The sequence below is a fragment of the Pseudomonas urethralis genome (assembly GCF_021602465.1).
In the GTDB taxonomy this organism is placed as follows: Bacteria; Pseudomonadota; Gammaproteobacteria; order Pseudomonadales; family Pseudomonadaceae; genus Aquipseudomonas; species Aquipseudomonas vlassakiae.
Genome location: NZ_BQIJ01000009.1, coordinates 183041 through 204671, shown reverse-complemented (window position 1 = coordinate 204671; position 21631 = coordinate 183041). Strand labels below are relative to the sequence as shown.

Below are 21631 nucleotides of genomic sequence, written 5' to 3'. Positions count from 1 at the left end.
GATGAATCCTCAAAACGATGGTAGAGAAAGTGCCGGGCGCGACTTCAACGCCTCGACGATTTCGATTGCTGCCAGGTCGCCCTCGGACTCGCTCCGGAGCAGGTGCTGCAGGCCACGGTTGGCAATCACCGTAGACTGAGTTTTCGAGAAGCCTGCCTCGCGCAGGAGCAACTCAAATTCGGGCATCGATGGCAGGCCGCCATGGGCCAGCTTCGACTTGATGGTGTCGGTGCGCGCCTCGTCGTTGGCGGGCACGGTGACAATGGAGATCTCGATCAGGTCCAGCTTGGTCAGGGTGCGAATGCGGGTCTTCTCGTCGAAGCTCGATTCGCGGACGTAGTAGCCAATCGACAGGCCGGTGATGGAGCGGGTCTGCATGCCGCGATACGCGATACGGGCATAGGGCGCGTCTTCCAGCCAGAGCTCGCCGGCACCAAACAGCCCCCGATCATCTTCCTTGAGGCTGCTGATGTCCCAGCTGCCGATGGGCTCGCCGGTTCGGTGCTGCCAAAGGACCGGGAAGGTTCGCGACTTGGCCTTGGCTTCCTCGATCGACTCAAGGAAGGCGCCAGGCGCGACCACCTCGTTGTAGCTGTCGACCACGCCGAACACCGAGCCGTAGCCAGAAAAAAGGCCGTCGTCGCCGACAGCCTTCACGTCATAGTCGAAGGAGCGGTACTTGACCGCCGCCAGTCGATCCTTGTGTCTCATGGGGTATTACCTCTTGGCTGGTCGTTGAGCCAGTCGAGCAGCGCCGCCTTAGCCTGGTTGGCGCCGCCGGGGTCTTCGCCCAGCTTGTCGATCGGCAGCATGTTGGATTGCACGGTGAGCTTTGCCGCGTTCCCACCTTCAGGCGGCAGGTTCTCTTTGCGCCGGCAGTCGTCTCGGGTGTAGATCCCGTTCTGCGTCATCGAGCTGTAGAAGGCCGCCCGCGCCGCGCTGTCCATGCGCAATAGCCCCTCCGGGTTGAACTTCACGTAGAAGCGCCGCCGCTCATCTGGGCGCAGCAGGCGCCGGTTGGCGCACATCTCGATGCGTTTGATCCAGGGCAACAGGGTGAAGGACAGGAAGCCGATCATCTGCTGCTCCATGCCAGTACCCCAGCTGGTGGAGTTCTGCGTGTGTCCGACCATCCAGGGCGGCACGCGGAACCAGCGGCAAATTTCCTCGACGTTGAACGCCCTGGTCTGCAGCATTTGGGCATCCTCGGGCGTCATGGATACCTGTTGGTACTTCATGCCCGCTTCGAGAACCATCGTCTTGCCGTGGTTCGTCGCGCCGGAGAACTGCTTGATCATGTCCTCGCGGATGTCCTTTCGCTGGTCCGGCTTGAGGATCTGGTCGGTGGACAGCACTCCGCCCAGCTTCATGCCGTTGGCGAACATCTTCGCCGCCGACTCATCAGCGGCCATGGCCGAGCCAAGTACCTGCCGCCCGTAGGCCAGCGGCGACAGGCCGCAAAGCGAGTCCACCCCGAAGGCTCGAACGTGAACCATCTGATCCTCGGTAAGCGTGTGAGGCTTGCCGAAGTTGTCGGTGTAGCGGTACTCGATGGAGCCGTCCGCCAGGCGCCGCGGGGGCGACATGTTCTGCGGCAGCAGGAACTCTAAGCTCGTTAACGTCCGGCCGCTCTGGTGGGGCTCGCAAAATGCGTTCCCCTGCAGGAGCAGGCTGGCCATTACGTTCTCCCAGAACTCCACCGGAGTTTGGTCAGCGTTCGGCTGTTGGCTGATGACGAAGTTGACCGGGTGAGAGCTGGCCACCACTGGCGCACCGTTCTTGTCCTCGTACAAGGCGATCGGCAGTGTGGCGATGGTTTCAGCGATCAAGCGCACGCAGGCCCATACCGTAGAAAGCTGGAGCGCCGTTTGCTGGCTGACCACCTTCCCCGATGCCGAATCGGTGCCGTAGAAGGTGTTCCAAAAGGCGGAGTCGGTGAGGCCGATCTTGCGCCCCGCCCAGCCCGCCAGGCTCGATGCCACTCCCGGCTCGGCCGACTTCACCAGGGCCTGGCCGAGGATCTGAGTGAGTGATTTAGCCACCGATCAACCCCTTGCGAATGAAGCCCGCGGCGACCAGTAGCGAGCCGGCCGCAGCCAGCAGCGCGTAACCCAGGCCGGCCAGCACGTATACGCCAGCGACGCCCAGCAGCAAGCCGCCGGCGGCAAGCAACAGAAAGATGATCAGGCCAGTTTTCATAGGTAGTCCCGTTAACCAACCACGATTGGGCTGGCAAGAAAGTCATCGAAGTGGCCGGAGTCGTCGATACCGAGCTTGATGGCCACGGCGCAGCCGGTGATCAGGCTCACCATGCCGTCGATCTTGTTCTCCGGGCGCTCCTTGTTGGGGTAGATGTTGTCCTTCACGTCCAGCTTCGCCACCACGTTGGAGGCCATCCAGGTCAGCACCGGACAGTCACCGTGGGCCAGCTTGCGCTGCAGCACCAGAGCCTCGACCTCTTTCATGGGCTCGCTCAAGTTCTGCACTGTCTGGCGCAGCTCCACCATCGGCAAACCTTCGGCGTCCATTTCCTGAGCCAGCTGGGTGGCCTGCCATGGGTCGTAGGCGTAGGCCCGGATGTCGAAGCGACCGGCAAACTCGCGCATGTCCTCCTTGATGACTTCGAAGTCAGTGACCTCCCCGTCGGTCAGGGTCAGCAGGCCGAGAGCATCGAACTCGCGGTACCGCGCGGTGTTGCTGTCCAGCTCCTCCAGCACCCGCGCCTCTGGCAGGTAGTACCTGGCGTGGATATGCCAGAACGGATCGTCGCCATAGGGCGGGAAGATCAGCAGGTTCGCAGCAATGTCGATCTTGCTCGCCAGGTCGAGACTGCCGTAGCACGGACGGCCCTCCAGTTCTGCAAGACTCTTCCTGACCGGGGCCTCTTTCCAGCGCAGCATGTTGAGCCAAGCATTCTTGGCGCCTACCCACTCATTCAGGTGCTTGGTGCGGAAGGTGGCCTGCTTGGTTGCCGACTGCATCGCGTCACGCTGGCGGGCCAGCAGGAAGTCCTCGCCGACCGAAATGCCGAAGTTCGGATTCGCCTTGCGCAGCGCGATCTCGCTGGTCCAGTCATCGCCATGGTCAATGGTGTAGAGCGCGGGCCAGAGATCCGGACGCTCAATGACCCCTTCCAGCATCCGCTCGGAGTCGCGGATCAGCTGGTGGCACGGCCCGCCGATGCTGGAACCCGCAGTGGTGATGACTAGCATGATTGGCTGCTCGCGGGCGCCCATGCCGGTTTCCATGGTGTCGTAGAGCGTCGAATCCTGATGCTCGTGGTACTCGTCGACCACCGAGCAGGACGGTGAAGAGCCGTCGCCAGGTTTGCCAATGACCGGTTCGAAGCGCGACCCATCGGCCAGGACGACCATGTTCGAGGCGTTCACATCGACGCCATAGTGCTCTCGCAGGTCATCAGTCCGTTCGACCATCAGCTTGGCCGGCCTGAACACCTCCCAGGCTTGCTTCTCCGTGGTCGCGCCAGAGTAGACCTCGGCGCCGAACTCTCCGTCGGCGACGAACATGTACAGACCCACGCCGCCGCCGATGATCGATTTGCCGTTCTTCCTTGGTACGAACACCAGAATCGTCCGGTAACGGCGGGTACCATCCTTCTTGCGTACCCAGCCGAACGGCAAGCAAACCGAGAAGAGCTGCCAGGGCTCCAGCTTGATCAGCTGCTTCTTTCCGCCCCATTTACCCTTGGTGTGCGGCAGAAGCTGCAGGAACTTAGCGACTTTCTCCGCCTTGGCGGGATCGAATTTGTACGGAAAGTCCTTGCGCTTTGAGGCGGCCATGTCGTCGAGGTGACGCTGGGCCAGCAGCTGGATCCATTTGCAGACGAGGATCTTACCGGCGACGACATCCTTGGCATACTTTTCGGCCGCCTTCATCAGCGGAAATTTCACCTTGGCCATCACAGCTCCGCGAATGCATTGCCCTTCGGCGCGTCTTTTTTACCCCCGCCCACCTTAGACCGGTCAGCCGGTGTCATGCCGAATTTGCCGAGCATGGCCTCCAGGCGCACTAGCTTGGCGGCAGGGAAATCGAGTGGGTCGTTGCGGAACTGGGCCAGTAGGTTGGCGGCCAGTTCCAGGCTGAGTCGGTCGGAGTTGGTCAGCACGTCCCGCGGGGCGTACTTCGCAATCTCCTTCCAGGCGTGGAGCACTGCTCCGTTGATGTGAGCCGGCGGTGCGGTCAGCTCACCCACCGGTTCGGCATCCTCACGGTGACGCTGGGGGTCTTTCTTGAACGCACCGGTCAGCTCAAGCACGTTGGTCGGCTTGCGCGGTCGGGCCATTTTGAAAACCTGAATTTTGCGGAAGTGGAAAAAAAGCTGAGGGCGCGGTGTCCGAGCGAAAGGGCCTGAACTTTTGACCCTCCCCCTCCCCATAGACGAGATTCCGTCTCATTTTCGCAGTTTTCGATCATTTTTTGATCGACTTCGACTCTCGCTGCGTCTTCGCCTTGTGACAGTCGCGGTTGATCGCCCGCAGGTTGTTGTCAACGTCGGTGCCGCCGTGGGCCAGGGCCACAATGTGGTCAACCTCATGTGCCTCGCGGATGCGGCCGAGCTTGGCGCAGTCGTCACAGCGGCACAGGTACTGATCTCGCTTCAGGATTCGCTCACGTTTGCGCCGCCAAGGGCGGCCACCACGGCCTGACCCCTTGCGTGTCGCCCATGCCTTGGCCTGCTCGGCAGCCAGGTCGGCGTGACCATCGCAGTAGCCGTTGGCGTTGCGATGCAGTGAGCGGCAGCCTTGGGCCCGGCACGGTCGCTGCGGCCTCAGCGGCATGGAGCGCCACTTAAGTAGGTGCTGGGCGGGGCATCGCCGTCACCCTCATCTGCCAGGGCTTCGATCAGTGCCAGGTTCTGGGTCGCGATCTGCTCCAGTAGCGCGGTCTGCTTCTGCTGCTCGGCCAGCACGTCGCTGAAGCTGGGTTGCAGCTGAGCCGTGATGCCCGCTTCAAGCACAATCAGCTCACAACTCAGTCGATCCGCCGCTCCCGCCAGGTGCTGAGTCAGTCGGTCCCGCACCTCGGCTTTGATCGGGAACGGAACGTTGACCACCAACAGGTCGCCCTTCTTCGGGCTGAGCTTCTCGATCTGATGAGAGAAGTTTTCGTGCTCGCTCATATGCCACCTTTGTCCATTTGTTGATCCATTCGCGCCGGGCGGCGCATCCGCTGCAGGCCATTACTGAATCGCTCGGTTCAGAGCCTCATCGGCTTTGTCTGCCGCCTGGGTGGCAGTAGTCGCTGCCTTCGAGGCCTTAGCCGCAGCGCTGTCGGTTCGCTTGGTCAGTTCGTCCATGAGCTTGTCACGCTCAGCCATCGCGGCATCGTAGGCCTGGCGGATCTCGTCCACCTGATGGGACTGGGTACTTGCCATGGCCCAGTAGGCAGACTGCCAACCCAGCACCGCGCCGCCAGCGATCAGCACCACAGCAATGACCCACACCTCCGCGCGACGCCACCAGCGGCGAGCAATGAATTCCAACGCGCACTTGTCCATCAGGCGGTACCTCCAAGCTGGGAGCGAAGCCGGGAAATCTCGGCGCTCTGACTGGTCACCTTCTCGGTGAGCTGGCCCACCTGACTGGTGAGGGCCTCGATCTTCCCTTCCATCCGGCCCACTGCTGCTGCGAGCTCGTTGCGCTCTTTAGCGAACTGATCCGCTCGGGCCTCAGCCAGCTTGCGGGCCTCGCGCTCGGAGTCGAGTAGTTCATTCAGTCGCCGGACTGTGCCGATGTCGGCGTTGTCCATCGCGCGATCGGCTGCATCCTTCGACAGGAATTTGCGCAGCCACAGAAAGCCGCCCAGCAGGACGGTGCCCGTTCCGCCCAGCCAGGTGGCTGTGCCTGGGCCGAAGTCGGTCGGGTCCATCCAAATCTCCAGAGACAAAAAAGCCCGCACTGGGCGGGCAAGGGAGCTACGCAGAAAGGGTTAAATCTGGTGGCTATAGAAGAGCGAGTAGGATTCGATGCCGTCGTTCGGCTGCTTGATGCCGGCGTTGGAGTAATGAATGGCTCTAATGCCCACCTTCTGGGTCTCGCCAATCTTTAGGCCAAGACCGATGCGATCCTCGAAGTTGAAGGCGGAGCCAAGGTCCTGATCACCAGCGGAGGTGCCGGAGAACACCGCAACGCCAATACCGGCCTCAACAAATGGCTTCACATCGCCGCTACCGAATTCATACACGAACACGGGAGCGAACGAGAGCGAGTGAGCGCCACTGGAAGCATCTCCTGCCTCCCAATAGGTATACCCAGCATCCCAGTAGCCGGTGAGACGGCCAACGCTGGACTCAAACCAGCTCTTGTCCCAGTTGAAGCCAAAGCCTACGCGCGCTGTGAGGCCGCCTTGACCGGTCGCTCCGAGCGCCCCCGAAAGCTCAGCGGCTCCGGCGGACGCAGCGAAAAGGGAAAACGCTGCAGCAGTTATGAAGGTTCTCATCACTAGGATCTTCCATGTTTGTTAGCAAGCTAATAGAACCATAGTGCTATCAAAAAACCATTTGTTACAAGGAAAATCTATATCCACAATGCCGCTTGTAGACCTTGGTAGTAACGGAACGGGGATGCTTGCCCAAGTCCCGAGTACGGATTACAAAGAAACATTGCACATTTCGACGCGCTAGAAGGAACTAGAGAATGTCCGCTGGGAACATCTACGTCATCGCCTACAGCCTCCACGGGGAGAGCCGTGAATTCATAGTCCGCGCCGAGCGGATGGATGACGCCGAGGCTTGGCACTGGGCGGCCTGCGAAGCTGGTGTAGGAGTCATTCCTAAATTCACCGCTTCGGATATCAAGAAGGTCTCTCGACCCGCGGCTGAGCGCTTCGGGATAACCGACGTCCAATGGCGGAGGTCAGCCAATCTATGAAATACCGCGTTGACTACAACCTCAAAGGCCATAGCAGATTCTGGATCTGCGACTGGTCTACTAGCCCGAGCGAAGACAACGTGCTTACCGCTCTCCTCCGCCTACATGCTCCCGCTGACACCCTATCCGAGATGCGTGCGCCGCATCGTTTATCACATGATCAACTGCGAATTGCGGTCGCCGATCTGGGCATTTCGGATGTGCGCATTGAGGGCAACGTATAGAGCGCTCGCAGCACAAAAGCCGACGCTGGCAAGTACGCCGGTCACTGCAAGGGCGCCGGTACTTGGCTCGGCCATAGGTGCTCCACAGAAAAGAGAAAGCCGCTCATGGCGGCAAATGGCTCCGTGCTATCGTCAAAGCCTCAACAACATCCAAAGGACGGAACCATGGCGAAAACAAACATTGAGCGTTTCGATGAAATCAGCGCGGACATACTGGCGCACCTATACCAGGCTTTCCCAATACCCGCGCCTGTGACCCCCAAGGTCGCCGGGCTCCCAGAACTTGAAGTCCTGAGTAACGATCCAGGGAGCGAGGACTCAGTTACGCGTGGGGAGCGAGACCCGGAGACTGAGTTCTTCGAAGCAAGTTTGGCGTGGCTGACTCACTCTGGTTTCATCCTCAAAAAGGATGGTGGTCACTTCCAATCCAAGTATGTGCTCACTTCATACGGCCTGCAGGCACTCAAGCACGTACCGACGCCGTCTCTGGGAAGCGAAACATTAGGAGACCGGCTGTCAACCGCCGCGAAAAGTGGTGCTACCGGAGCGGCGAAAGAGGCGATGAACCAAGCCATCTCAATCGGGATACAACTTCTGGCCAGAACTGCCGGGATTCCCTAGCCAGGTGAATAGTTTCGTAGGTCCGGAGCTTCCCGGCTTGTTGGTTAGGATTACTGGGTCACGTATCCCAGACTCTCATTGCGTAGACGACCAGGGAGCGCACGGCTTTGATCGACGGCACTACCGACTTAGATCAGCTGCCTGGGCGCGTCATCCGCATGAACGAAAAAGCCCAACACAATGGTTGGGCTTTGAAAGAAAAAACCATCATTTTGGCGTAATGCGACGTCGGCTTGGGGTTGGCTCAGTTGGCTTAGGTTTGTCGGGCCTGGTTTCCGGAGTTAATACCTGCTCGGGCTTTCCAGACCCCTCGCATGGCGCCTTACCTAACGCCGCTGTATGCGCCTCAAGTTTGGACTCATACTTATCTGGAAGAAGCCTCTCGTTGCATTTCAGGCGCCACTTCCCATCAGCGTCCTGGACAATCTTGTATCCGTTAGGCATTGAACACCCATCCTTAGTGATCGCTAAAAAACAACAAAAAACCCCGGCTTGCTGGCCGGGGCTTTTCTGCTCAATCCCGTTTACGCGCAGGGATCTGAGGATGGTTGGCAATTTCGCTCATTCGCTCACTATTGTCAAGCGAAGCATTCGATCAGCTGTTCACGCTCCAAGATCTCGGTGACATGCACGACCGCGCCCTCCTCCAACTCATCGAGTGACTTGTGAATGCCCCGGCGCCAGCGTGTGCGGGTTGAGTCAGGCCGAGCATCCACGTCCCATGTGTTCATGTCGTAGAACTCGTCTGGCAGAACCGCTACATCGGTCGAACGCTTGCCTTGCTTGCCCTTCATCTTGGGTATAAACCAGACCGTCGTGGCCTTGTAGATAAACAGGGCCGGGGCTGGCGAACTGATGCGTGGGATAATGCGAGCGATGGAACTGACCCTGTTTGCCTTGTGCGTGGAGTATCTGCCCACCAGTACATCCCAGTGCGCTGGGCTGAGCGCTCGATGCAGCAAGGCATGCAGAATGCAGTCGTAATCGAACTGGTCCCGGGCCGAAAGAAGCGCCCTAAACCCTCCTGTTCGTGGCCCTGAGTCGATCAGCTTCTGCCAGCTCTGCCTTGTGGCGTTGCTGGTGCTATCGGCCGCCAAAACTCGGACGATTGCCGCCATCACGCCCTGGTAGATCACCGGCTGAAAGTCACCCAGCATCCTGCGCGGCATCGCCGCGGTTGCATTGCTCATTGCGCGGCACTCCATACATGCAGAATCTCACCAGGGCGCTGATCGATGCGCGCCTCCACCGATACGGCCCTGGCCCAGGAGCGATATGCCTGCTCCGGCGTGTCGCCAGCACCGGCCCACGGGTGCTGCTCGGACATGCACCGCCAAGAGCCTGCGTATCGCCAGATCTTCACCTTTGGCAGTCGACCGGTGAAGCCGACCTTGTGCGACGAGAGCCAGGCCTGAACATCTGGCCAGATCACTTCCTGCTCTCCAGGCTCGAACTTGGACTGGTGGCCGCTGAAGACTTCGGCCAGGCCGTAGCTCTCATTTGCCACCCACATCACGAAGCCCGTGGGCGCGTGCTCCAGCTCATAGCCCTTCACGCGCCAGCACCAGTCGCCTGGGTAATCGCGCAGCGAAGCGGCAATGCGCTCTGCCTCCGGGTAGCGCTTGATATGGACCACATCAGCGCCTGGCGGGAGCACCGCCACCCCATCAGTGACGACTGGCTGATACCCAGCCGGCTCGCGCACAGGAGCCAGCGCTCTGGCAATCAACTTGAGCAGGTTCATCGCATCGCCTCCAGATCCTCGTCCACCACCCGCACGCACTCGTCGAACACCTCCTTCGGCACCCGAGCATTGAGCTCGCGCAGGATCGCCTTATCGCGGGCCTGCCAGGCCGGGCAGTTGCGACGAACCTCGATGCGCAGGGCTTTCATGTGCACCATGAGGCGCTGGCGGTCACGGTTGATGTACTTGAGCGCGGCCTTGGCGCGGTGGAACCAGGCCGGGTCGGCATAGCGCTTCTCGGCCTTGGCGGTGCCCTCAGCCACACCGATCTGACACTCCAGGCGGATGGCATCGCGGGCAAGGGTTTCCTCCAGCACCTCGCACTCGGCCAGGGTGGCGGGCAGCTGAACCGGACCGCGCGGGGCATTGCTGGATGCCGAGTCATCGACAGTGGCAACAGCCTGTTCAGCGCCAGCACGCTTGGTCACCGCCACAGAAACAACAGGGCTAGCCGGGGTGCGGGCTGGCGGCTTGTGGCCTGGCCAAAAATCAGAAAGTTTCATGGTGCGCTCCTCTCGAACGGTGACGGCTGGCAAAGGGCCGGCCCATTTCGACTTCTTCGTTGCTTGGCTGGTACCCGACCAGCTCGGCGAATCTGTGATAGGCGCCCTGGTGTTGCACCCGGCAGATGCCAGTTTCACCGTGGCGGTTCTTGTCCACGATCAGCTCGGTGACTCCCGACTGGCCTTCTTCGGAGTCGTTGTCACGGTGGACCAGTACCACTACGTCGGCGTCGGCCTCGATCTGGCCTGAGTCACGCAGGTCGCTCTTCGTGGGGCGCTTGTTGGCGCGGTTGTTGGGGCCGCGGTTCAACTGCGCCAGCACCATCACTGGTACGCCAAGCTCCTTCGCCAAACGCTTGATCGACTTGCTGATGTCGGTTACCTGCTCATACCGGCTGGCAGACTTGCTCTCGCCGTTGACCAGGCCGATGTAATCCAGCGTGACAGAACCCAGGCCGTGCTCCCGCTTAACCGTCCTGCAGATCTGGCGGATATCCCGAATAGTCAGGGAGGCGTCATCGCAGAAGATCAGCGGTGCCTTGTTGAGCTTGTTGACCGCCGCTGTCAGGCCCGGCCAGTCGCTGTCGTCCATCGAATGCCCCTCGGTGATGTGCTTGAGTTGCACACTGCCCACCGATGCCAGGGAGCGGTTGGTCAATTCGACATCGGTCATTTCCAGGCTGAAAACCAGCGAAGTCGAATTGGCGACCAACGCGATGCGTTCGGCAATCCCCAGGCCGAGGGTGGTCTTGCCACTACCCGGGGCGCCAGCAACCACGACCATGTGCCCCGGGCAGATACCTGGGATGAACTTGTCGAGCGATGGCAGACCGGTGTCGAAGCCCAGCACCACCTCGCGATTGAACCGGCGATCAACTCCATCGATCGCTTCTGGCAGGATCTCGCCGATGAAGCGATACCGCTTACGCGAATCCAGCCCTTCCGCCTCAAGAGCGATCCAGGCCTGCTGCCCCTGCGCCAGCACCTCGTCCAGTGAATCACCACCCTTCAGGCGCTCCGACATGATGTGTGCGGCGGCGATCACCCGGCGGGCCACTGATCGCTGCTTCACGATTCGGGCGTACTCGGCGAAGTTCGCCACGCTGGGGGTGTTGTGGGCGATGTGCGCAGCCACTGCCAACGTGCCGCGCCCGTCTGCCAAGGTCGGGCGGGCGTCGGACAGGGTTACCACGTCGATCTGGCGCCCCTTGGCCTTAAGCGCCAGCAGCAGCTCGAACAACTCCGCGCAGTCAGGCTGGTAGAAATCACCGACCTCAAGCTTGGCGTCATCGATGAGCGCCGGCTGGTGAATCATTGCCCCAATCAGCGCATGCTCCGATTGGGGGCTGTGCAAGCGGGATTCACCCTGCATGCAGTCCAGATATTCCTGACTGATCATGCCCCACCCCCGACACGTGCCGACGACCAGGTGAATGGCGCCAGCAGGCCACCGTTCTCGCGTAGGCGGTCCATGGCCCGCGGCCCGATGTAGGCCGGCAGCTGCTCGCGGTCCTGATTGCTGATCAAGATCGTCGGACGAACAAGCTGATAGCGTCGGTCGATCACCTCATGCAGCAGGCTGGGCATGAAGTCCTTGCCTGGACGCGGCGTGTGCATGCCAACCTCGTCGATGACCAGCAGATCGACAGCCGCCAGCTCGGCCAACAAGTCGGACTTCGAAGGCCCGGCGTTGCTGCGGAAACTGTCAGTCACCGCTTGCATGATCGCTTCGGCAGTGACAATCAGGCCCCGGGCACCGTATTCCCGTACGACGTGCTGCAAGATCGCGCATGCCAGGTGGGTTTTGCCGTTCCCGACCTCGCCGAGTAGCATCAATGCGCGGCCAGCCCGGTAGTGACCCTCGAACTCATCGGCGTAGCGCCGGCAAATGGACTGGGCGCGGACCTTGGCCGATTCGGCATTGGTGATGAAGCTGTCGAACGTGCACCCACGGAAGCGCGGCGTGATGCCGGTGGCGAACAGGTCACGATTGAGCTCGTCGGCTTCCTTGTCGGCGTACGCAGCGTCCCGCACGCTTTTCTCGCACTGGAGGTTCAAAGCCTCCCAACGGCAACGCGGGCACTCATTCGCTTTCCAGTCGCCGCCAAACTGCTCGACCTGCTTCACCTCGTACTGGCCATGACCAGGCATTTCGCAGTTAGCAATGCCGACGCCCCGCTCGGCAGGGACCGGGCTGAATTTAGATGAGGTCATCAGGGTACATCTCCTGGTGATGTGCAGGCACTTGCAGAACTGCGCTTGCGGTGGTCTGTGCTCCGGCCCGAGCAGGGATGGCGCTTTCAGGGAAGAGCCCTGTCCACCCCTTGCCAATCGACAACTTGATCACGGCATCGGGGCTTGGGTGGTTGGCCAGATCCTCGGCCTGCTGCTTGCAGCTCGTTGCGGTCAGCGGCTTGCGGATCTCTTTGCGGTGCTGACACCAGTCAGCCCAGGTCTCAACCGATACGTTCTCAGGCTTCGCGCTCAGAGGATCAAACTTGGCTGACTTCTCCCTAGCAGGCTTGCCTGCACGCTTCTTTGGGTTATTGACGGATAACTGACGGATAGATGACGGATTGGGTGCAGCTGCTGCACCCCGTTCTGTCGCCATTTGCACCCCGTTCTGTTGTGAGCTGCACCCCGTGGCGTCTTCATTTGCACCCCGTTCGGCTTCCTCGTCATCGCGGGGTGCAGCTGGTGCACCCCGATTTTCAACCATGTCGTAAACCACCGGGCGCCGGTCATAGCGATCAATGTAGGCAGCAGCTATCGCCTGGTTCCCGCGCTGGATAACCCCAGCGGCCTCCAGGGCGTCCAGCTTGTAACGGATGGTGCGCTCGGAAAGCCCGGTGTCATCAGATAGGCTCGAAGCTGATGGAAACGCCCCGCGCCCGTTCTTGTCGGCATAGTTGGCCAGGCACAGAAGCACATGCCGGCAGGTGGGATCGGTGACCACGCGCTGCTCAAGCGCCCAGGTCATGGATTGGATGCTCACAGCTGCAGCTCCTCACAAATGCGGCGCACGTACTGGTCGTACGACTCCTCGAAAATCCAGCCATGCCGCTCAAGAAAAGCCCGCTGCTGTTTTGCCCACTCGTAGAACTGCCAGCGGGCGCCTTCAGGGAACAGCTTGAACAGATCGCAGCAAGGCCATCCACTCGGCACGATCACTGCGCCAGCGCGCTGCTGGAGTGCCTGGGCGGGGTTTGGTGTGGTAGTCATTGGAGAGTCTCCGATGAGGGACCTGTAGTAGCCGGCGCCGGATTGGCCTGGACCAGCTCAACACCAGAGAATGGTGAGCCTTGGCCGAACAAATCAGGCAGGTCGCCTTCAGGGGCTGTCTTGATCCAATCCACCATGGCCATAAAGCACGCTTCGAACAAAGGCCCACCCTCACCCCAGCCTTCGGACTGCGGGCTGACGCTGTTTTCCAGCCGAGCGACGCAGATCAGGCCCGCAAGGCCTCGCTCGTCGCTCGGGATCGCCGGGCGGTGTACCGGGTTGATGCTCAGCAGGTCACACAAGCTGTCGAATCCAATGGCGTCGTAGCTGTTGTCCGTATCCTTGATCAGGTGGTAACCCATCCCGATCAGACCCTGCTTGATGTCACGGATATCATCGTCGCGATGAGTGCGGGATTTCTCTAGAAGCTTGTCCATCTGCCGCTGGGTGTGTGGGTAACTATGCAGCGTTGCCGCTTCGCGTCTGAAGACACGGCGCTCGGCACGGATCTCAGACAACCTGGACAAGCTGATGCGCACCATGCGCTGAGTCAGGATCAACATGGCCCTCGGCGAGTGGTCAGGCTTCCGTGCAATCTTGGCCAGCTTCTCGGCTACCTTGAGTTTGATGAGGGTCATTGGTGTTCTCCAGCAGCGCCGAACAGATCGGCCAGATCAATTTGGTAGACGGCTGCCCAGGCGGCAGCAGGCCAGGAGCGAACCCAGCCGAATCGAGGGTCTTGGACTTTTGGGGCGGACACCCCATGGCTGTCGCACCAATTCTTGAGCGGCCGGAAACCCTGGCCACCGAAGCTCCGGTGAGCGGCCCTCTCCACCGCCGTCACGGTGGCGTGCTGGCAACCACGGCCCAGCTCGTTCTCCAGGTGCATGACCTTGCGCACCGCGGCGGATGCGGTGGCCATCGCCGTGGCTTCACGCCGGCTACCAATCTCGGCCTTGGTGGCTATCGCATGATCACGCTGCTCGAGCGCCAGCTGTTCAGAACGCTTCGAGGCCAGCAGGTGCTCCAGCGCCTCGATGTAGTTCTCTGGCATGGATGACTTGGCCCGGCTGCGCTCCTGCACCAACTCCCAGAACTCGCGGACCAGCTTCTTCTTGAAGGCACGCACTATCTCGGTGTTGCGCATGAAGGTCAGCAGCAGGGTTGCCTGGGGTTCATCCAGCAGAGCAATCTCCCGCGACTGAACCCCGCCAGACGTTTCAAAGGGTTCGATTTCAAATCGCACCCTTCCGAACTCCTCGAAATCTGCCTGGTACTTACGCACAAGCGCAATGACACTGGCGTGCTCGTTCTCCGTACCGGCGGCGATTACGGTAGTCGTGGTGACGGCTTCGCCGTCCTTGATGAGGACCAAGTTCATGCCGCACCTCCCGCGCCACGAACTGGAACACTGGCTTTTTGTGGCGCGCACGCCTGCAAGCGCTTCAGTAAGTCTTCCCGGGCACAGTCGAAGCCATTGGCCTGGTCGCCCGCCGCATAAATGCCGAGCTCGATCAAGCGTGCGGGTCCGGTGTGCTCGCCCAGTCCTGGTCGGGCGGCCTTCAACAGTTCCTCCAGCTGCAGGATGGTCTGCACCGCTGCAGCCAACTGGTCGACGGCTTCGCGGGCAATCAAATCGTGGGGGTTGCAGAGGCCGACGTTCATGCTGCACCTCCTTGCGCCGGGTCTACACCGGCGTGAGAGGCGTAGACGAGCGCCAGCGCCGCTTCGGCTGCGTAGAAGATCAAGGTGGCACGGTGAGTTACGGCCGGCTCTTGCATCAAATCCGCCAGGCCCGCCACCACTGCCTCCAGACGATCAGTTGCGGCATCGAGAGCTTCGTGGACGGGTATCTCGCCAGAGGCCTCGAACACATCGTGGAGCCCACTGGTAGCGAATGGACAGGCAAGAGTTTGGAGTTGGCTATTCATGCCGAGATCTCCTTGCCACCGAACCGAGGGATCGGATCTTCTGCCAGCTCGACTGCGACAACTCCTGAGTCGACCAACGCCTTCGCCTGACTTACCAGTGCCCGGATCGCAAAAGCCAAGTGGCAGCTTTCGTCGAGCTGGACGAGCTGACCCAACAGGTCTTCGGCCGAATTCAGGTTGGCGCTGGCGAGGTTGAACGCATCGGCACAACTGACGCCGGGCACGGTTGCAAAGAAGTGTCCTTGGCCATTCTTGTTGAACTGGTGCGAGACGGTTAAGAGAGGCGTGATCATGGCTTCACCTCCCACTTCTCCAGAGCAACTTGCGCGCTTCGATTAAGGGTGTTGGCGGCATCGGCCAAGAACGCCAGGGCTCGGAGCTCGTTAGTCCGAATGTGCTCCCCCATGTTCGCCGCCAGCTCAAGACGATGGGCGAGCTGGTGAATGCCCTCTGTCAAGCTGACGGCCAAGCTCAGACCATCCATGAGGCCGGCGTCGCCAATGATGCGGAACACCGAGTCCCTCTCGAACTCTTTTGAGCCGAAGTCCATTGGGCGAAGCAGAGGAAGTTGCGCCGGTGATGGCGCGGTGGTATTTTCTGGGTGCATCTCGTCCTCCTACAGAACGAAGATTCAAAAAGTCCATTGGCGTGGACTGGCTAGAGAAACCCGCTTCCTACGGCGGGTTTTTTGTGCCCTGGATTTGGGTAACCCCCATCATCCATGGAACACAAAAACTGCAACCCCCCTCCCCCGAGAGGGTCAGGGCCTACCCTGGACGGGTCGGCGGAATAGTTAATTGCATGCGCATATCACGCTCCTTCGAAAGCGCAACACGCGCTTTTTTCCTATATGAATCAATCAGGTTAACGGCCGGGTTTCGCCTTTCAAGGGCAGGCAGATAGTTTTTCCGCTCGGCCCAAGATGCCACCACAGCCAACATGCGGATCATGAGGCGGCCTGCGAAGCACTGGATGGATTAACAGCCACCGCAGTGGAGTTACGCTGATGGCTGTTGGCCGGTATATTTTGTTGCAAGGTTGCCGAGCGATCTGCCAGTTCCGGCCAGAGGCGATGCCAGTCATCAGGACGAAGCATCTGTCTAGTCACAGATCCGCTGGTTGCGCGCTCAATGCCAACTGCCATACCTGCAGATGCAGTCTTTTGGCCGTAGCCAATCAACCTGAGATAAGCCCTTGTCGTGCCAGTCTCCGACACGCCGTTGTCATCAGCGGTTTTGAGCCAGGCAAGCAACGGCTGGAGCTTCATTTTCATAGCCAGCCCTTCGAGTGAATGCATAGAAGATAACCCAGAGGTTACCTACCGGCAACACCTACAGGGAATTTACCCATAGATAACTATTAGGGACAATTGACGAATGGATATCTATGAAATACGCCGCCAGAACCTTAGAGAGCTCGTCACCGAGCGCTTCAACGGCCGCATCGCAGGGCTAGCTGAGGCAATTGAGCGAGCCCCGAGCTACCTCTCCCGCTGCCTATCTGGAAAACCTGAGCATCGAAAAAGGGTTGGCGAGGCCCTGGCCAGGGATATTGAAGACAGACTTGATCTTCCACGTTTCTGGCTCGATGTGGCTTCCGTTACCAGTGAGCATCACCATCGAGAAGCCACCCATCCAGCTGAGCACCCGGAGATGGCAGATCTCTCGATATGGGATGACGAATCTCCGATCGAAGATGATGAGGTGGTCGTCCCCTATCTTCACGAGGTCGAGCTGGCAGCTGGCTCTGGCCGATTTGCAATTGAGCAATCCGATGGGTCGACCCTGAGATTCGGAAAGCGCAGCCTCCGAAAGAACGGAGTTCAGTTCAATTCCGCTCGGTGCGTCACGGTACGCGGGAACAGTATGCTTCCGGTATTAAGAGATGGAGCCATCGTAGGTGTGGACGTAGCCAAAAATTCATTCGGCGACATCATTGATGGCGACATCTACGCCATCAATCACAATGGCCAGCTTAGGATTAAGCAGGTTTATCGCACTCCAATGGGCATCAGGCTCCGAAGCTTCAATCGTGATGAGCACCCCGACGAGGACTACACGTTCGATGACGTCCAGGATCAAGCTCTTACCCTAATCGGTCATGTGTTCTGGTGGGGAATGTTCGCCAGGTAACCATAGCCATCTCGAGAAAGCCGCCGTTTGGCGGTTTTTTTTCGCCTGGAGAAAAATTTACCTGGAGGTGTTGACCACAAAGGTAACCTACAGGTAATTTTATATGCATCAAGTCCACGCATGGAGCATCAGCGATGACAACGGCAAACTCGATCACCGTCGGCAACTGGCAGGGCTATCTCGGTCACGGCGCAGCTCCACGCGAACTGGAGTGCTTGCTGGCGATTGCTAGTGGCGCTTCGGGAAAAGAGGCTGCCCGGGCATTGGGCATCAGCGAGGATGGCGTCAAGAAGCGCCTGATCGCCCTTGGTACAAAATGGGGCGTCACCCGTCGCGCTGCACTGGTGGCCGAAGCCTTCCGCCGCGGCGTGATCAGCCCGGCAGCAACCGCTTTGGCCCTGCTGATGGCCATCCACGGAATGATCGGCGATGACCAGGCAATGCGCATCCGCCGTGGCGGTAACGGCGGTGAACGGAAGGTTGAAATGCGTGTTGCAACCCGGCGCGCCGAGTGCGCCCTGGCGGTGGCGTGACGCCAGCCGCCTGACCTGATCCATCCCTGATTTTTGCGAAAGCCATCAACCGCGGCAGGCCCTCGGCTTGCCTGAAAAAGGAGCTTCACCATGTTGATCCTCACACGCCGTGTAGGCGAATCCATCAAGATCTCCGACAACATCACCGTTGTCGTGTTGGGCATCAAAGGTAGCCAAGTCCGACTTGGCATCGAGGCGCCACAGGGCGTGTCAGTCGACCGCCAGGAAATCGCCGAGCGCAAGGCTGCCGGAATGCCCGCGCCAGCAGCGATCACTGTTGAGGCAACGAGCCAAGAGAGCGAACCGCTCTACGCCAACCGAACGGAAGCCGAATGGCGCGAGCTGCTGGCCCAGGAACAGGCTGTTCAGGCACAGGAGGTGAACCATGGCCTTTGAGTACGGCTCACGCGTCGCTGACAAATTCGTTGTTCGCCTGCCAGATGGCATGCGCGAACAAGTGACCATCGCAGCAGATGCCGACGACCGCAGCATGAACAGCCTGATCGTGAAGGCGATCCGCGAATACCTGGACCGCAACAAGCGCGCTAACGCTCTGCTGGATGCGCTGACACTGGCTGCAACGACCCAAGGAGCCCAACATGACGCAACCTGACCGCATCACCCTGGTGCTACGCGCATGCGAGGCGGCGCCCCTGTCGAGCATCCTGCCGTTTGTGAAGCTTGGGGAGTTGGTATCCGTGGGTCGCGGGCTAGCTGTGATCACAGCCGCCAGCCAAGGCGACCTGGTGTCGCCAGCACTTGAGCGTGAAGCGCTCAACATCGACGAGCATGTCCGCATGGCCGCTGATGCACGCCGGTACCGCTGGCTACGCGACCAAGCACTTTCCACTCACTCCGGGCACACACCTGCCGTATTCGACAGAGCAGGCGGTATCGGCACTTTGCGTGTAGGTGAGGATCTGGACCAGCGTATCGACGCCGCGATCCGGCACCTCACCACGCAGCAGGTGGTGCAGGAGAGGCAGCCATGAGCCAAGCCGGCCTGCTCCTACTGCTGTGGGATGCCCTGCAGCAGCGCGACACCACCTTCGGGCAAGTGATCGACTTGTCAGCCGCTTGCGGTCTGGACGGACGGCGCGTGCTGGCCGACCACTTTCGGGGGTTGCTGTGACAGATCAGCGTGAAAACGAAAACCTGACGCGTCAGGCGGGGTAAGACAATGCGCTACATGACCGTCAGAAAATTCGCCAGCGAGTCTGGCTACACCGAGGACGCGATCCGCTCAAAGATCCGCGACGGGATCTGGCGGCTAGGTGAAATTTGGCTAAAAGCGCCGGATGGCCGGACGCTGATTGACATGGAAGGATATGAATCATGGGTAGAGGCGGGAGCGGGGTCAGGGCAGTCTCAGACTCGAGCATCGAGATCACGTTCATGTTCCGGGGTGTTAGGTGCCGCGAGCGCGTCTCGCTCAAGCCCACCGCCACTAACCTGAAAAAGGCACAACAGCACAAGGCGGCGATTGAACACGCCATTGCACAGGGGACGTTTGACTATTCCGTCACGTTCCCCGGCTCTCCGCGGGCCGCAAAGTTCGCACCGGAAACCAGCCAGGAAACGGTTGGTGGATACCTGACCAGGTGGCTGGAGGCGAAGAAGAAGCATATTTCCAGCAGCACCTTCGAAGGCTATCGAAAGATTGTCGAGCTGCGACTCGTTCCTGCCCTGGGCCACCATGTTGTCCTAGACCTCAAGCGGAAGACGATAAAGGACTGGCTGGACAAGGTGCAGGTCGGCAACAAGACGCTGAGCAACATCCAGAGTTGCCTGCGGTCGGCCCTGAACGATGCGGTCGACGAGGAGCTGCTGGATACGAATCCGCTGGCAGGCTGGACATACGCCCGGAAGGAAGCACCGCCGAGAGAGGATGACGTGGATCCGTTCACGCCTGAAGAACAGCGGGCGATTCTGGCCGCCTTGAGCGGACAGGCTAGGAATATGGTCCAGTTCGCGCTGTGGACAGGACTCCGGACAAGTGAACTGGTCGCGCTGGATTGGGGAGATGTGGACTGGGTCCGAGGGGAAGTGATGATCAGCCGGGCAATGACCCAGGCTGCAGGTGGAGAGGCTGAGGTGACGAAGACTGCCGCGGGCCGGCGATCGGTGAAGCTGCTGCGACCCGCACTTGAAGCGCTGACAGCGCAGAAGGCGCACACGTTCTTGGCTGATGCAGAGGTTTTTCAAAACCCGCGGACGCTTGAGCGCTGGGCAGGTGATCAACCGATCCGCAAAACCATGTGGCATCCAGCAATGAAAAAGGCCGGCGTACGATACCGGCGCCCCTACCAGACTCGACACACTTACGCTTCGATGATGCTTTCTGCCGGGGAGCATCCGATGTGGGTAGCGAAGCAGATGGGGCACAGCGACTGGACGATGATTGCGAGGGTGTACGGGAGATGGATGCCAAACGATGAGGGGCAGATGGGGTCGAAAGCTGTAGACATGTGGGATCAGAAATCCACGCACGATCCATTGCCCGCGATTGGGCAAGGTGCCATCATCGAGGATTCCTAAATGCTTCCATGGAAGGCAAAAATGGCTTGGGTAACCCCACAGTACAGCAAGAAAAAAGTCATGAAGGCAGGCTCCACCCTGTTTGATGAAAATGCAACTGATGAGGCGTTTGAGGAAGCATTGCTAATTCTCAACAACTGGCGCTCAAGCCACAGCTATCCAGTTAACACTTTCCAAGCAAGTCTGAGAAACAAACTCAAATCGCTGGGAATCAATGGCCTTGTAGCCCAGCGCCTAAAGCGTATTCCGTCAATCGTAGCTAAACTTGAGCGTTTCCCTGGCATGAGCCTCGCACGTATGCAAGACATTGGCGGATTACGTGCTGTAGTACCAAGTCTAAAGGCTATTTACCGCCTGCGGGAATCCTACCTACAAAGCAAATGGGATCATATCCTTGTTTCTGAGTACGACTACATTAAAGACCCTAAAGACTCAGGGTATAGGGGCATCCATTTAGTTTATAAATATAACAATCGGAAGGGTGCCGCAAAAGACTACGAAGGTCTGCAGCTTGAAATCCAAATCCGCAACGAAGTTCAGCACGCTTGGGCTACTGCGGTGGAAACGGCCGGAGTTTTTCTAAACCAGGCGCTGAAGTCGAGCATGGGCAATGCTCGTTGGCTTGAGTTCTTTCAATTCGCCTCCTCTAGCTTTGCCTTAATGGAGGACTGCGAAGTTCTTGCCGCACATCGCCATCTTAGCAAGATGGAGATTCTAAGCCAGACCATGGAGATCGCGGAAGAACTTGAGGTGATTGAAAAACTTACAGTCTACAACTCCATAGTAGAAGAGCTTCATCACACTCAAGATGAAAAAACCCACTACTACCTATTAGAGCTCAATACCCAAGACAGAAATGTAACTGTGAACGGGTATTCGCGAGAAGAGCTTCCAAAAGCCACATCGGATTACTTGGAAAGGGAAAAAGCTGCGAAGGGTAATGATAGTGTCCAAGTCGTACTAGTTGCAGCCCAATCGGTATCCGCACTCAAGAAGGCGTATCCGAACTACTTCCTTGATACCGGTCGATTCGTCACTCGTCTTCGCCGGATCGGGATCATCGTAGCAAGGGGCACCGTGCTACCTCCGCCACCAGTCACTTCGAAACTCACACTGAAGCAGATTTTCGGAGAATGACAGCTTAATGACAGCAATCAGGCTGCAGGCCCTGAGAATAAAGGCTTGGCTGCGGGTTCAAATCCCCCCGGCTCCACCAAATTCCAAAAAAGAAGACGCCCTAGGGCGTCTTTTTTTGTGTCTGGATTCAGAAACCCATCGATCCGCAGACGCTGC

General features: G+C 59.4%; 34 protein-coding genes and 1 pseudogene. 10 read left to right on the top strand and 25 right to left on the bottom strand.

Annotated features, from left to right (window positions below; genetic code table 11):
* Positions 1-9 precede the first annotated feature (9 nt).
* The 10 genes from L6D64_RS16790 to L6D64_RS16745 all read right to left on the bottom strand — a co-directional run bounded on the left by L6D64_RS16790 (position 10) and on the right by L6D64_RS16745 (position 6459).
* A complete protein-coding gene (locus tag L6D64_RS16790; protein WP_176507143.1) occupies positions 10-711 on the bottom strand; it encodes an HK97 family phage prohead protease in 702 nt (233 codons plus the stop codon).
* On the bottom strand, positions 708-2042 hold the full coding sequence (locus L6D64_RS16785; RefSeq protein ID WP_176507142.1) for a phage portal protein: 1335 nt from the start codon (positions 2040-2042) through the stop codon (positions 708-710). Before L6D64_RS16785 ends, L6D64_RS16790 begins: the two co-directional genes overlap by 4 nt.
* The gene (locus L6D64_RS16780) at positions 2035-2199 is read right to left on the bottom strand and encodes a hypothetical protein (protein ID WP_176507141.1); all 165 of its coding nucleotides are present in this window, start codon (positions 2197-2199) and stop codon (positions 2035-2037) included. Before L6D64_RS16780 ends, L6D64_RS16785 begins: the two co-directional genes overlap by 8 nt.
* An 11-nt stretch (positions 2200-2210) precedes the next feature.
* A complete protein-coding gene (locus L6D64_RS16775) occupies positions 2211-3920 on the bottom strand; it encodes a terminase large subunit (protein ID WP_176507140.1) in 1710 nt (569 codons plus the stop codon).
* Positions 3920-4303: a terminase gene (locus L6D64_RS16770; protein ID WP_029885668.1), complete on the bottom strand. Its 384-nt coding sequence runs from the start codon at positions 4301-4303 to the stop codon at positions 3920-3922. Before L6D64_RS16770 ends, L6D64_RS16775 begins: the two co-directional genes overlap by 1 nt.
* Positions 4304-4430: 127 nt before the next feature.
* Positions 4431-4799 carry an HNH endonuclease gene (locus L6D64_RS16765; protein ID WP_176507139.1) on the bottom strand — a complete coding sequence of 123 codons (369 nt, stop codon included), beginning with the start codon at positions 4797-4799 and terminating at the stop codon, positions 4431-4433.
* On the bottom strand, positions 4790-5140 hold the full coding sequence (locus L6D64_RS16760; RefSeq protein ID WP_176506973.1) for a hypothetical protein: 351 nt from the start codon (positions 5138-5140) through the stop codon (positions 4790-4792). The genes L6D64_RS16765 and L6D64_RS16760 overlap by 10 nt, the downstream gene beginning before the upstream one ends.
* 60 nt (positions 5141-5200) lie before the next feature.
* A complete protein-coding gene (locus tag L6D64_RS16755) occupies positions 5201-5518 on the bottom strand; it encodes a YfgM family protein (RefSeq protein WP_176507138.1) in 318 nt (105 codons plus the stop codon).
* On the bottom strand, positions 5518-5889 hold the full coding sequence (locus L6D64_RS16750; RefSeq protein WP_176507137.1) for a chemotaxis protein: 372 nt from the start codon (positions 5887-5889) through the stop codon (positions 5518-5520). Before L6D64_RS16750 ends, L6D64_RS16755 begins: the two co-directional genes overlap by 1 nt.
* 60 nt (positions 5890-5949) lie before the next feature.
* Positions 5950-6459: an acyloxyacyl hydrolase gene (locus L6D64_RS16745; RefSeq protein ID WP_176507136.1), complete on the bottom strand. Its 510-nt coding sequence runs from the start codon at positions 6457-6459 to the stop codon at positions 5950-5952.
* Between the two features lie 197 nt (positions 6460-6656).
* Here L6D64_RS16745 and L6D64_RS16740 point away from each other — a divergent pair, with 197 nt between their 5' ends.
* Positions 6657-6890, top strand: coding sequence for a DUF6555 family protein (locus L6D64_RS16740; protein ID WP_236192508.1), 234 nt, complete (start codon positions 6657-6659; stop codon positions 6888-6890).
* 152 nt (positions 6891-7042) lie between these two features.
* Here the strand turns inward: L6D64_RS16740 and L6D64_RS16735 are convergent, their stop codons facing one another.
* Complete coding sequence (locus L6D64_RS16735; protein WP_176506972.1) at positions 7043-7189, bottom strand: hypothetical protein; 147 nt, start codon at positions 7187-7189, stop codon at positions 7043-7045.
* A 90-nt stretch (positions 7190-7279) separates the two neighbouring features.
* On the opposite strand from L6D64_RS16735, the gene L6D64_RS16730 reads away from it, so the two are divergent.
* Complete coding sequence (locus tag L6D64_RS16730) at positions 7280-7735, top strand: hypothetical protein (protein WP_176507135.1); 456 nt, start codon at positions 7280-7282, stop codon at positions 7733-7735.
* Positions 7736-8313: 578 nt separating this feature from the next.
* On the opposite strand, the gene L6D64_RS16725 is transcribed toward L6D64_RS16730, so the two are convergent.
* The 14 genes from L6D64_RS16725 to L6D64_RS16660 form a co-directional block, all read right to left on the bottom strand.
* On the bottom strand, positions 8314-8925 hold the full coding sequence (locus L6D64_RS16725) for a hypothetical protein (protein ID WP_176507134.1): 612 nt from the start codon (positions 8923-8925) through the stop codon (positions 8314-8316).
* Positions 8922-9479, bottom strand: a complete 558-nt coding sequence (locus L6D64_RS16720) for a hypothetical protein (protein ID WP_236192507.1) — start codon at positions 9477-9479, stop codon at positions 8922-8924. The genes L6D64_RS16725 and L6D64_RS16720 overlap by 4 nt, the downstream gene beginning before the upstream one ends.
* The gene (locus tag L6D64_RS16715; protein ID WP_176507133.1) at positions 9476-9982 is read right to left on the bottom strand and encodes a hypothetical protein; all 507 of its coding nucleotides are present in this window, start codon (positions 9980-9982) and stop codon (positions 9476-9478) included. Before L6D64_RS16715 ends, L6D64_RS16720 begins: the two co-directional genes overlap by 4 nt.
* A complete protein-coding gene (locus L6D64_RS16710) occupies positions 9969-11381 on the bottom strand; it encodes a replicative DNA helicase (protein ID WP_176507132.1) in 1413 nt (470 codons plus the stop codon). The genes L6D64_RS16715 and L6D64_RS16710 overlap by 14 nt, the downstream gene beginning before the upstream one ends.
* Positions 11378-12196, bottom strand: coding sequence for an ATP-binding protein (locus tag L6D64_RS16705; protein ID WP_176507131.1), 819 nt, complete (start codon positions 12194-12196; stop codon positions 11378-11380). The genes L6D64_RS16710 and L6D64_RS16705 overlap by 4 nt, the downstream gene beginning before the upstream one ends.
* The gene (locus L6D64_RS16700; RefSeq protein WP_176507130.1) at positions 12183-12977 is read right to left on the bottom strand and encodes a helix-turn-helix domain-containing protein; all 795 of its coding nucleotides are present in this window, start codon (positions 12975-12977) and stop codon (positions 12183-12185) included. Before L6D64_RS16700 ends, L6D64_RS16705 begins: the two co-directional genes overlap by 14 nt.
* Positions 12974-13204 (bottom strand): hypothetical protein, encoded by a 231-nt coding sequence (locus tag L6D64_RS16695; protein ID WP_176507129.1) that lies wholly within the window; start codon positions 13202-13204, stop codon positions 12974-12976. Before L6D64_RS16695 ends, L6D64_RS16700 begins: the two co-directional genes overlap by 4 nt.
* Positions 13201-13842 carry a hypothetical protein gene (locus L6D64_RS16690; RefSeq protein ID WP_176507128.1) on the bottom strand — a complete coding sequence of 214 codons (642 nt, stop codon included), beginning with the start codon at positions 13840-13842 and terminating at the stop codon, positions 13201-13203. The genes L6D64_RS16695 and L6D64_RS16690 overlap by 4 nt, the downstream gene beginning before the upstream one ends.
* Positions 13839-14585, bottom strand: coding sequence for a Rha family transcriptional regulator (locus L6D64_RS16685; protein ID WP_176507127.1), 747 nt, complete (start codon positions 14583-14585; stop codon positions 13839-13841). The genes L6D64_RS16690 and L6D64_RS16685 overlap by 4 nt, the downstream gene beginning before the upstream one ends.
* Positions 14582-14869: a hypothetical protein gene (locus tag L6D64_RS16680; protein WP_176507126.1), complete on the bottom strand. Its 288-nt coding sequence runs from the start codon at positions 14867-14869 to the stop codon at positions 14582-14584. Before L6D64_RS16680 ends, L6D64_RS16685 begins: the two co-directional genes overlap by 4 nt.
* Positions 14866-15135 (bottom strand): hypothetical protein, encoded by a 270-nt coding sequence (locus L6D64_RS16675; RefSeq protein WP_176507125.1) that lies wholly within the window; start codon positions 15133-15135, stop codon positions 14866-14868. Before L6D64_RS16675 ends, L6D64_RS16680 begins: the two co-directional genes overlap by 4 nt.
* Positions 15132-15428 (bottom strand): hypothetical protein, encoded by a 297-nt coding sequence (locus L6D64_RS16670; protein ID WP_176507124.1) that lies wholly within the window; start codon positions 15426-15428, stop codon positions 15132-15134. The genes L6D64_RS16675 and L6D64_RS16670 overlap by 4 nt, the downstream gene beginning before the upstream one ends.
* Positions 15425-15742, bottom strand: coding sequence for a hypothetical protein (locus tag L6D64_RS16665; protein WP_236192506.1), 318 nt, complete (start codon positions 15740-15742; stop codon positions 15425-15427). Before L6D64_RS16665 ends, L6D64_RS16670 begins: the two co-directional genes overlap by 4 nt.
* Before the next feature lie 339 nt (positions 15743-16081).
* A complete protein-coding gene (locus L6D64_RS16660; protein ID WP_176507123.1) occupies positions 16082-16408 on the bottom strand; it encodes a transcriptional regulator in 327 nt (108 codons plus the stop codon).
* A gap of 103 nt (positions 16409-16511) precedes the next feature.
* On the opposite strand from L6D64_RS16660, the gene L6D64_RS16655 reads away from it, so the two are divergent.
* The 8 genes and pseudogenes from L6D64_RS16655 (at position 16512) to L6D64_RS16620 (ending at position 21475) form a co-directional block, all read left to right on the top strand.
* Positions 16512-17267: a S24 family peptidase gene (locus tag L6D64_RS16655; protein ID WP_176507122.1), complete on the top strand. Its 756-nt coding sequence runs from the start codon at positions 16512-16514 to the stop codon at positions 17265-17267.
* Positions 17268-17401: 134 nt separating this feature from the next.
* Positions 17402-17800 carry a LuxR C-terminal-related transcriptional regulator gene (locus L6D64_RS16650; protein WP_176507121.1) on the top strand — a complete coding sequence of 133 codons (399 nt, stop codon included), beginning with the start codon at positions 17402-17404 and terminating at the stop codon, positions 17798-17800.
* 90 nt (positions 17801-17890) lie between these two features.
* Positions 17891-18064, top strand: a pseudogene (gene csrA / locus L6D64_RS16645) (carbon storage regulator CsrA); the annotation flags it as partial.
* A 121-nt stretch (positions 18065-18185) separates the two neighbouring features.
* Positions 18186-18413, top strand: a complete 228-nt coding sequence (locus tag L6D64_RS16640; protein WP_054886681.1) for an Arc family DNA-binding protein — start codon at positions 18186-18188, stop codon at positions 18411-18413.
* On the top strand, positions 18400-18792 hold the full coding sequence (locus L6D64_RS16635; RefSeq protein ID WP_176506971.1) for a hypothetical protein: 393 nt from the start codon (positions 18400-18402) through the stop codon (positions 18790-18792). Before L6D64_RS16640 ends, L6D64_RS16635 begins: the two co-directional genes overlap by 14 nt.
* Entirely contained in the window at positions 18789-18932 is a 144-nt protein-coding gene (locus tag L6D64_RS16630; protein ID WP_176507120.1) for a hypothetical protein, read from the top strand. The genes L6D64_RS16635 and L6D64_RS16630 overlap by 4 nt, the downstream gene beginning before the upstream one ends.
* Before the next feature lie 203 nt (positions 18933-19135).
* Positions 19136-20338 (top strand): Arm DNA-binding domain-containing protein, encoded by a 1203-nt coding sequence (locus L6D64_RS16625; RefSeq protein ID WP_054886682.1) that lies wholly within the window; start codon positions 19136-19138, stop codon positions 20336-20338.
* Positions 20339-21475 carry a RelA/SpoT domain-containing protein gene (locus L6D64_RS16620; protein WP_054886683.1) on the top strand — a complete coding sequence of 379 codons (1137 nt, stop codon included), beginning with the start codon at positions 20339-20341 and terminating at the stop codon, positions 21473-21475.
* Positions 21476-21631 lie beyond the last annotated feature (156 nt).

Excerpts from the sequence above, each read along its gene's own strand:
- L6D64_RS16790 (WP_176507143.1), bottom strand. The coding sequence starts at position 711 with ATGAGACACAAGGATCGACTGGCGGCGGTCAAGTACCGCTCCTTCGAC.
- L6D64_RS16780 (WP_176507141.1), bottom strand. The coding sequence starts at position 2,199 with ATGAAAACTGGCCTGATCATCTTTCTGTTGCTTGCCGCCGGCGGCTTG.
- L6D64_RS16775 (WP_176507140.1), bottom strand. The coding sequence starts at position 3,920 with ATGGCCAAGGTGAAATTTCCGCTGATGAAGGCGGCCGAAAAGTATGCC.
- L6D64_RS16770 (WP_029885668.1), bottom strand. The coding sequence starts at position 4,303 with ATGGCCCGACCGCGCAAGCCGACCAACGTGCTTGAGCTGACCGGTGCG.
- L6D64_RS16765 (WP_176507139.1), bottom strand. The coding sequence starts at position 4,799 with ATGCCGCTGAGGCCGCAGCGACCGTGCCGGGCCCAAGGCTGCCGCTCA.
- L6D64_RS16760 (WP_176506973.1), bottom strand. The coding sequence starts at position 5,140 with ATGAGCGAGCACGAAAACTTCTCTCATCAGATCGAGAAGCTCAGCCCG.
- L6D64_RS16755 (WP_176507138.1), bottom strand. The coding sequence starts at position 5,518 with ATGGACAAGTGCGCGTTGGAATTCATTGCTCGCCGCTGGTGGCGTCGC.
- L6D64_RS16750 (WP_176507137.1), bottom strand. The coding sequence starts at position 5,889 with ATGGACCCGACCGACTTCGGCCCAGGCACAGCCACCTGGCTGGGCGGA.
- L6D64_RS16745 (WP_176507136.1), bottom strand. The coding sequence starts at position 6,459 with ATGAGAACCTTCATAACTGCTGCAGCGTTTTCCCTTTTCGCTGCGTCC.
- L6D64_RS16740 (WP_236192508.1), top strand. The coding sequence starts at position 6,657 with ATGTCCGCTGGGAACATCTACGTCATCGCCTACAGCCTCCACGGGGAG.
- L6D64_RS16735 (WP_176506972.1), bottom strand. The coding sequence starts at position 7,189 with ATGGCCGAGCCAAGTACCGGCGCCCTTGCAGTGACCGGCGTACTTGCC.
- L6D64_RS16730 (WP_176507135.1), top strand. The coding sequence starts at position 7,280 with ATGGCGAAAACAAACATTGAGCGTTTCGATGAAATCAGCGCGGACATA.
- L6D64_RS16725 (WP_176507134.1), bottom strand. The coding sequence starts at position 8,925 with ATGAGCAATGCAACCGCGGCGATGCCGCGCAGGATGCTGGGTGACTTT.
- L6D64_RS16720 (WP_236192507.1), bottom strand. The coding sequence starts at position 9,479 with ATGAACCTGCTCAAGTTGATTGCCAGAGCGCTGGCTCCTGTGCGCGAG.
- L6D64_RS16715 (WP_176507133.1), bottom strand. The coding sequence starts at position 9,982 with ATGAAACTTTCTGATTTTTGGCCAGGCCACAAGCCGCCAGCCCGCACC.
- L6D64_RS16710 (WP_176507132.1), bottom strand. The coding sequence starts at position 11,381 with ATGATCAGTCAGGAATATCTGGACTGCATGCAGGGTGAATCCCGCTTG.
- L6D64_RS16705 (WP_176507131.1), bottom strand. The coding sequence starts at position 12,196 with ATGACCTCATCTAAATTCAGCCCGGTCCCTGCCGAGCGGGGCGTCGGC.
- L6D64_RS16695 (WP_176507129.1), bottom strand. The coding sequence starts at position 13,204 with ATGACTACCACACCAAACCCCGCCCAGGCACTCCAGCAGCGCGCTGGC.
- L6D64_RS16690 (WP_176507128.1), bottom strand. The coding sequence starts at position 13,842 with ATGACCCTCATCAAACTCAAGGTAGCCGAGAAGCTGGCCAAGATTGCA.
- L6D64_RS16685 (WP_176507127.1), bottom strand. The coding sequence starts at position 14,585 with ATGAACTTGGTCCTCATCAAGGACGGCGAAGCCGTCACCACGACTACC.
- L6D64_RS16680 (WP_176507126.1), bottom strand. The coding sequence starts at position 14,869 with ATGAACGTCGGCCTCTGCAACCCCCACGATTTGATTGCCCGCGAAGCC.
- L6D64_RS16675 (WP_176507125.1), bottom strand. The coding sequence starts at position 15,135 with ATGAATAGCCAACTCCAAACTCTTGCCTGTCCATTCGCTACCAGTGGG.
- L6D64_RS16670 (WP_176507124.1), bottom strand. The coding sequence starts at position 15,428 with ATGATCACGCCTCTCTTAACCGTCTCGCACCAGTTCAACAAGAATGGC.
- L6D64_RS16665 (WP_236192506.1), bottom strand. The coding sequence starts at position 15,742 with ATGCACCCAGAAAATACCACCGCGCCATCACCGGCGCAACTTCCTCTG.
- L6D64_RS16660 (WP_176507123.1), bottom strand. The coding sequence starts at position 16,408 with ATGAAAATGAAGCTCCAGCCGTTGCTTGCCTGGCTCAAAACCGCTGAT.
- L6D64_RS16655 (WP_176507122.1), top strand. The coding sequence starts at position 16,512 with ATGGATATCTATGAAATACGCCGCCAGAACCTTAGAGAGCTCGTCACC.
- L6D64_RS16650 (WP_176507121.1), top strand. The coding sequence starts at position 17,402 with ATGACAACGGCAAACTCGATCACCGTCGGCAACTGGCAGGGCTATCTC.
- L6D64_RS16640 (WP_054886681.1), top strand. The coding sequence starts at position 18,186 with ATGGCCTTTGAGTACGGCTCACGCGTCGCTGACAAATTCGTTGTTCGC.
- L6D64_RS16635 (WP_176506971.1), top strand. The coding sequence starts at position 18,400 with ATGACGCAACCTGACCGCATCACCCTGGTGCTACGCGCATGCGAGGCG.
- L6D64_RS16630 (WP_176507120.1), top strand. The coding sequence starts at position 18,789 with ATGAGCCAAGCCGGCCTGCTCCTACTGCTGTGGGATGCCCTGCAGCAG.
- L6D64_RS16625 (WP_054886682.1), top strand. The coding sequence starts at position 19,136 with ATGGGTAGAGGCGGGAGCGGGGTCAGGGCAGTCTCAGACTCGAGCATC.
- L6D64_RS16620 (WP_054886683.1), top strand. The coding sequence starts at position 20,339 with ATGCTTCCATGGAAGGCAAAAATGGCTTGGGTAACCCCACAGTACAGC.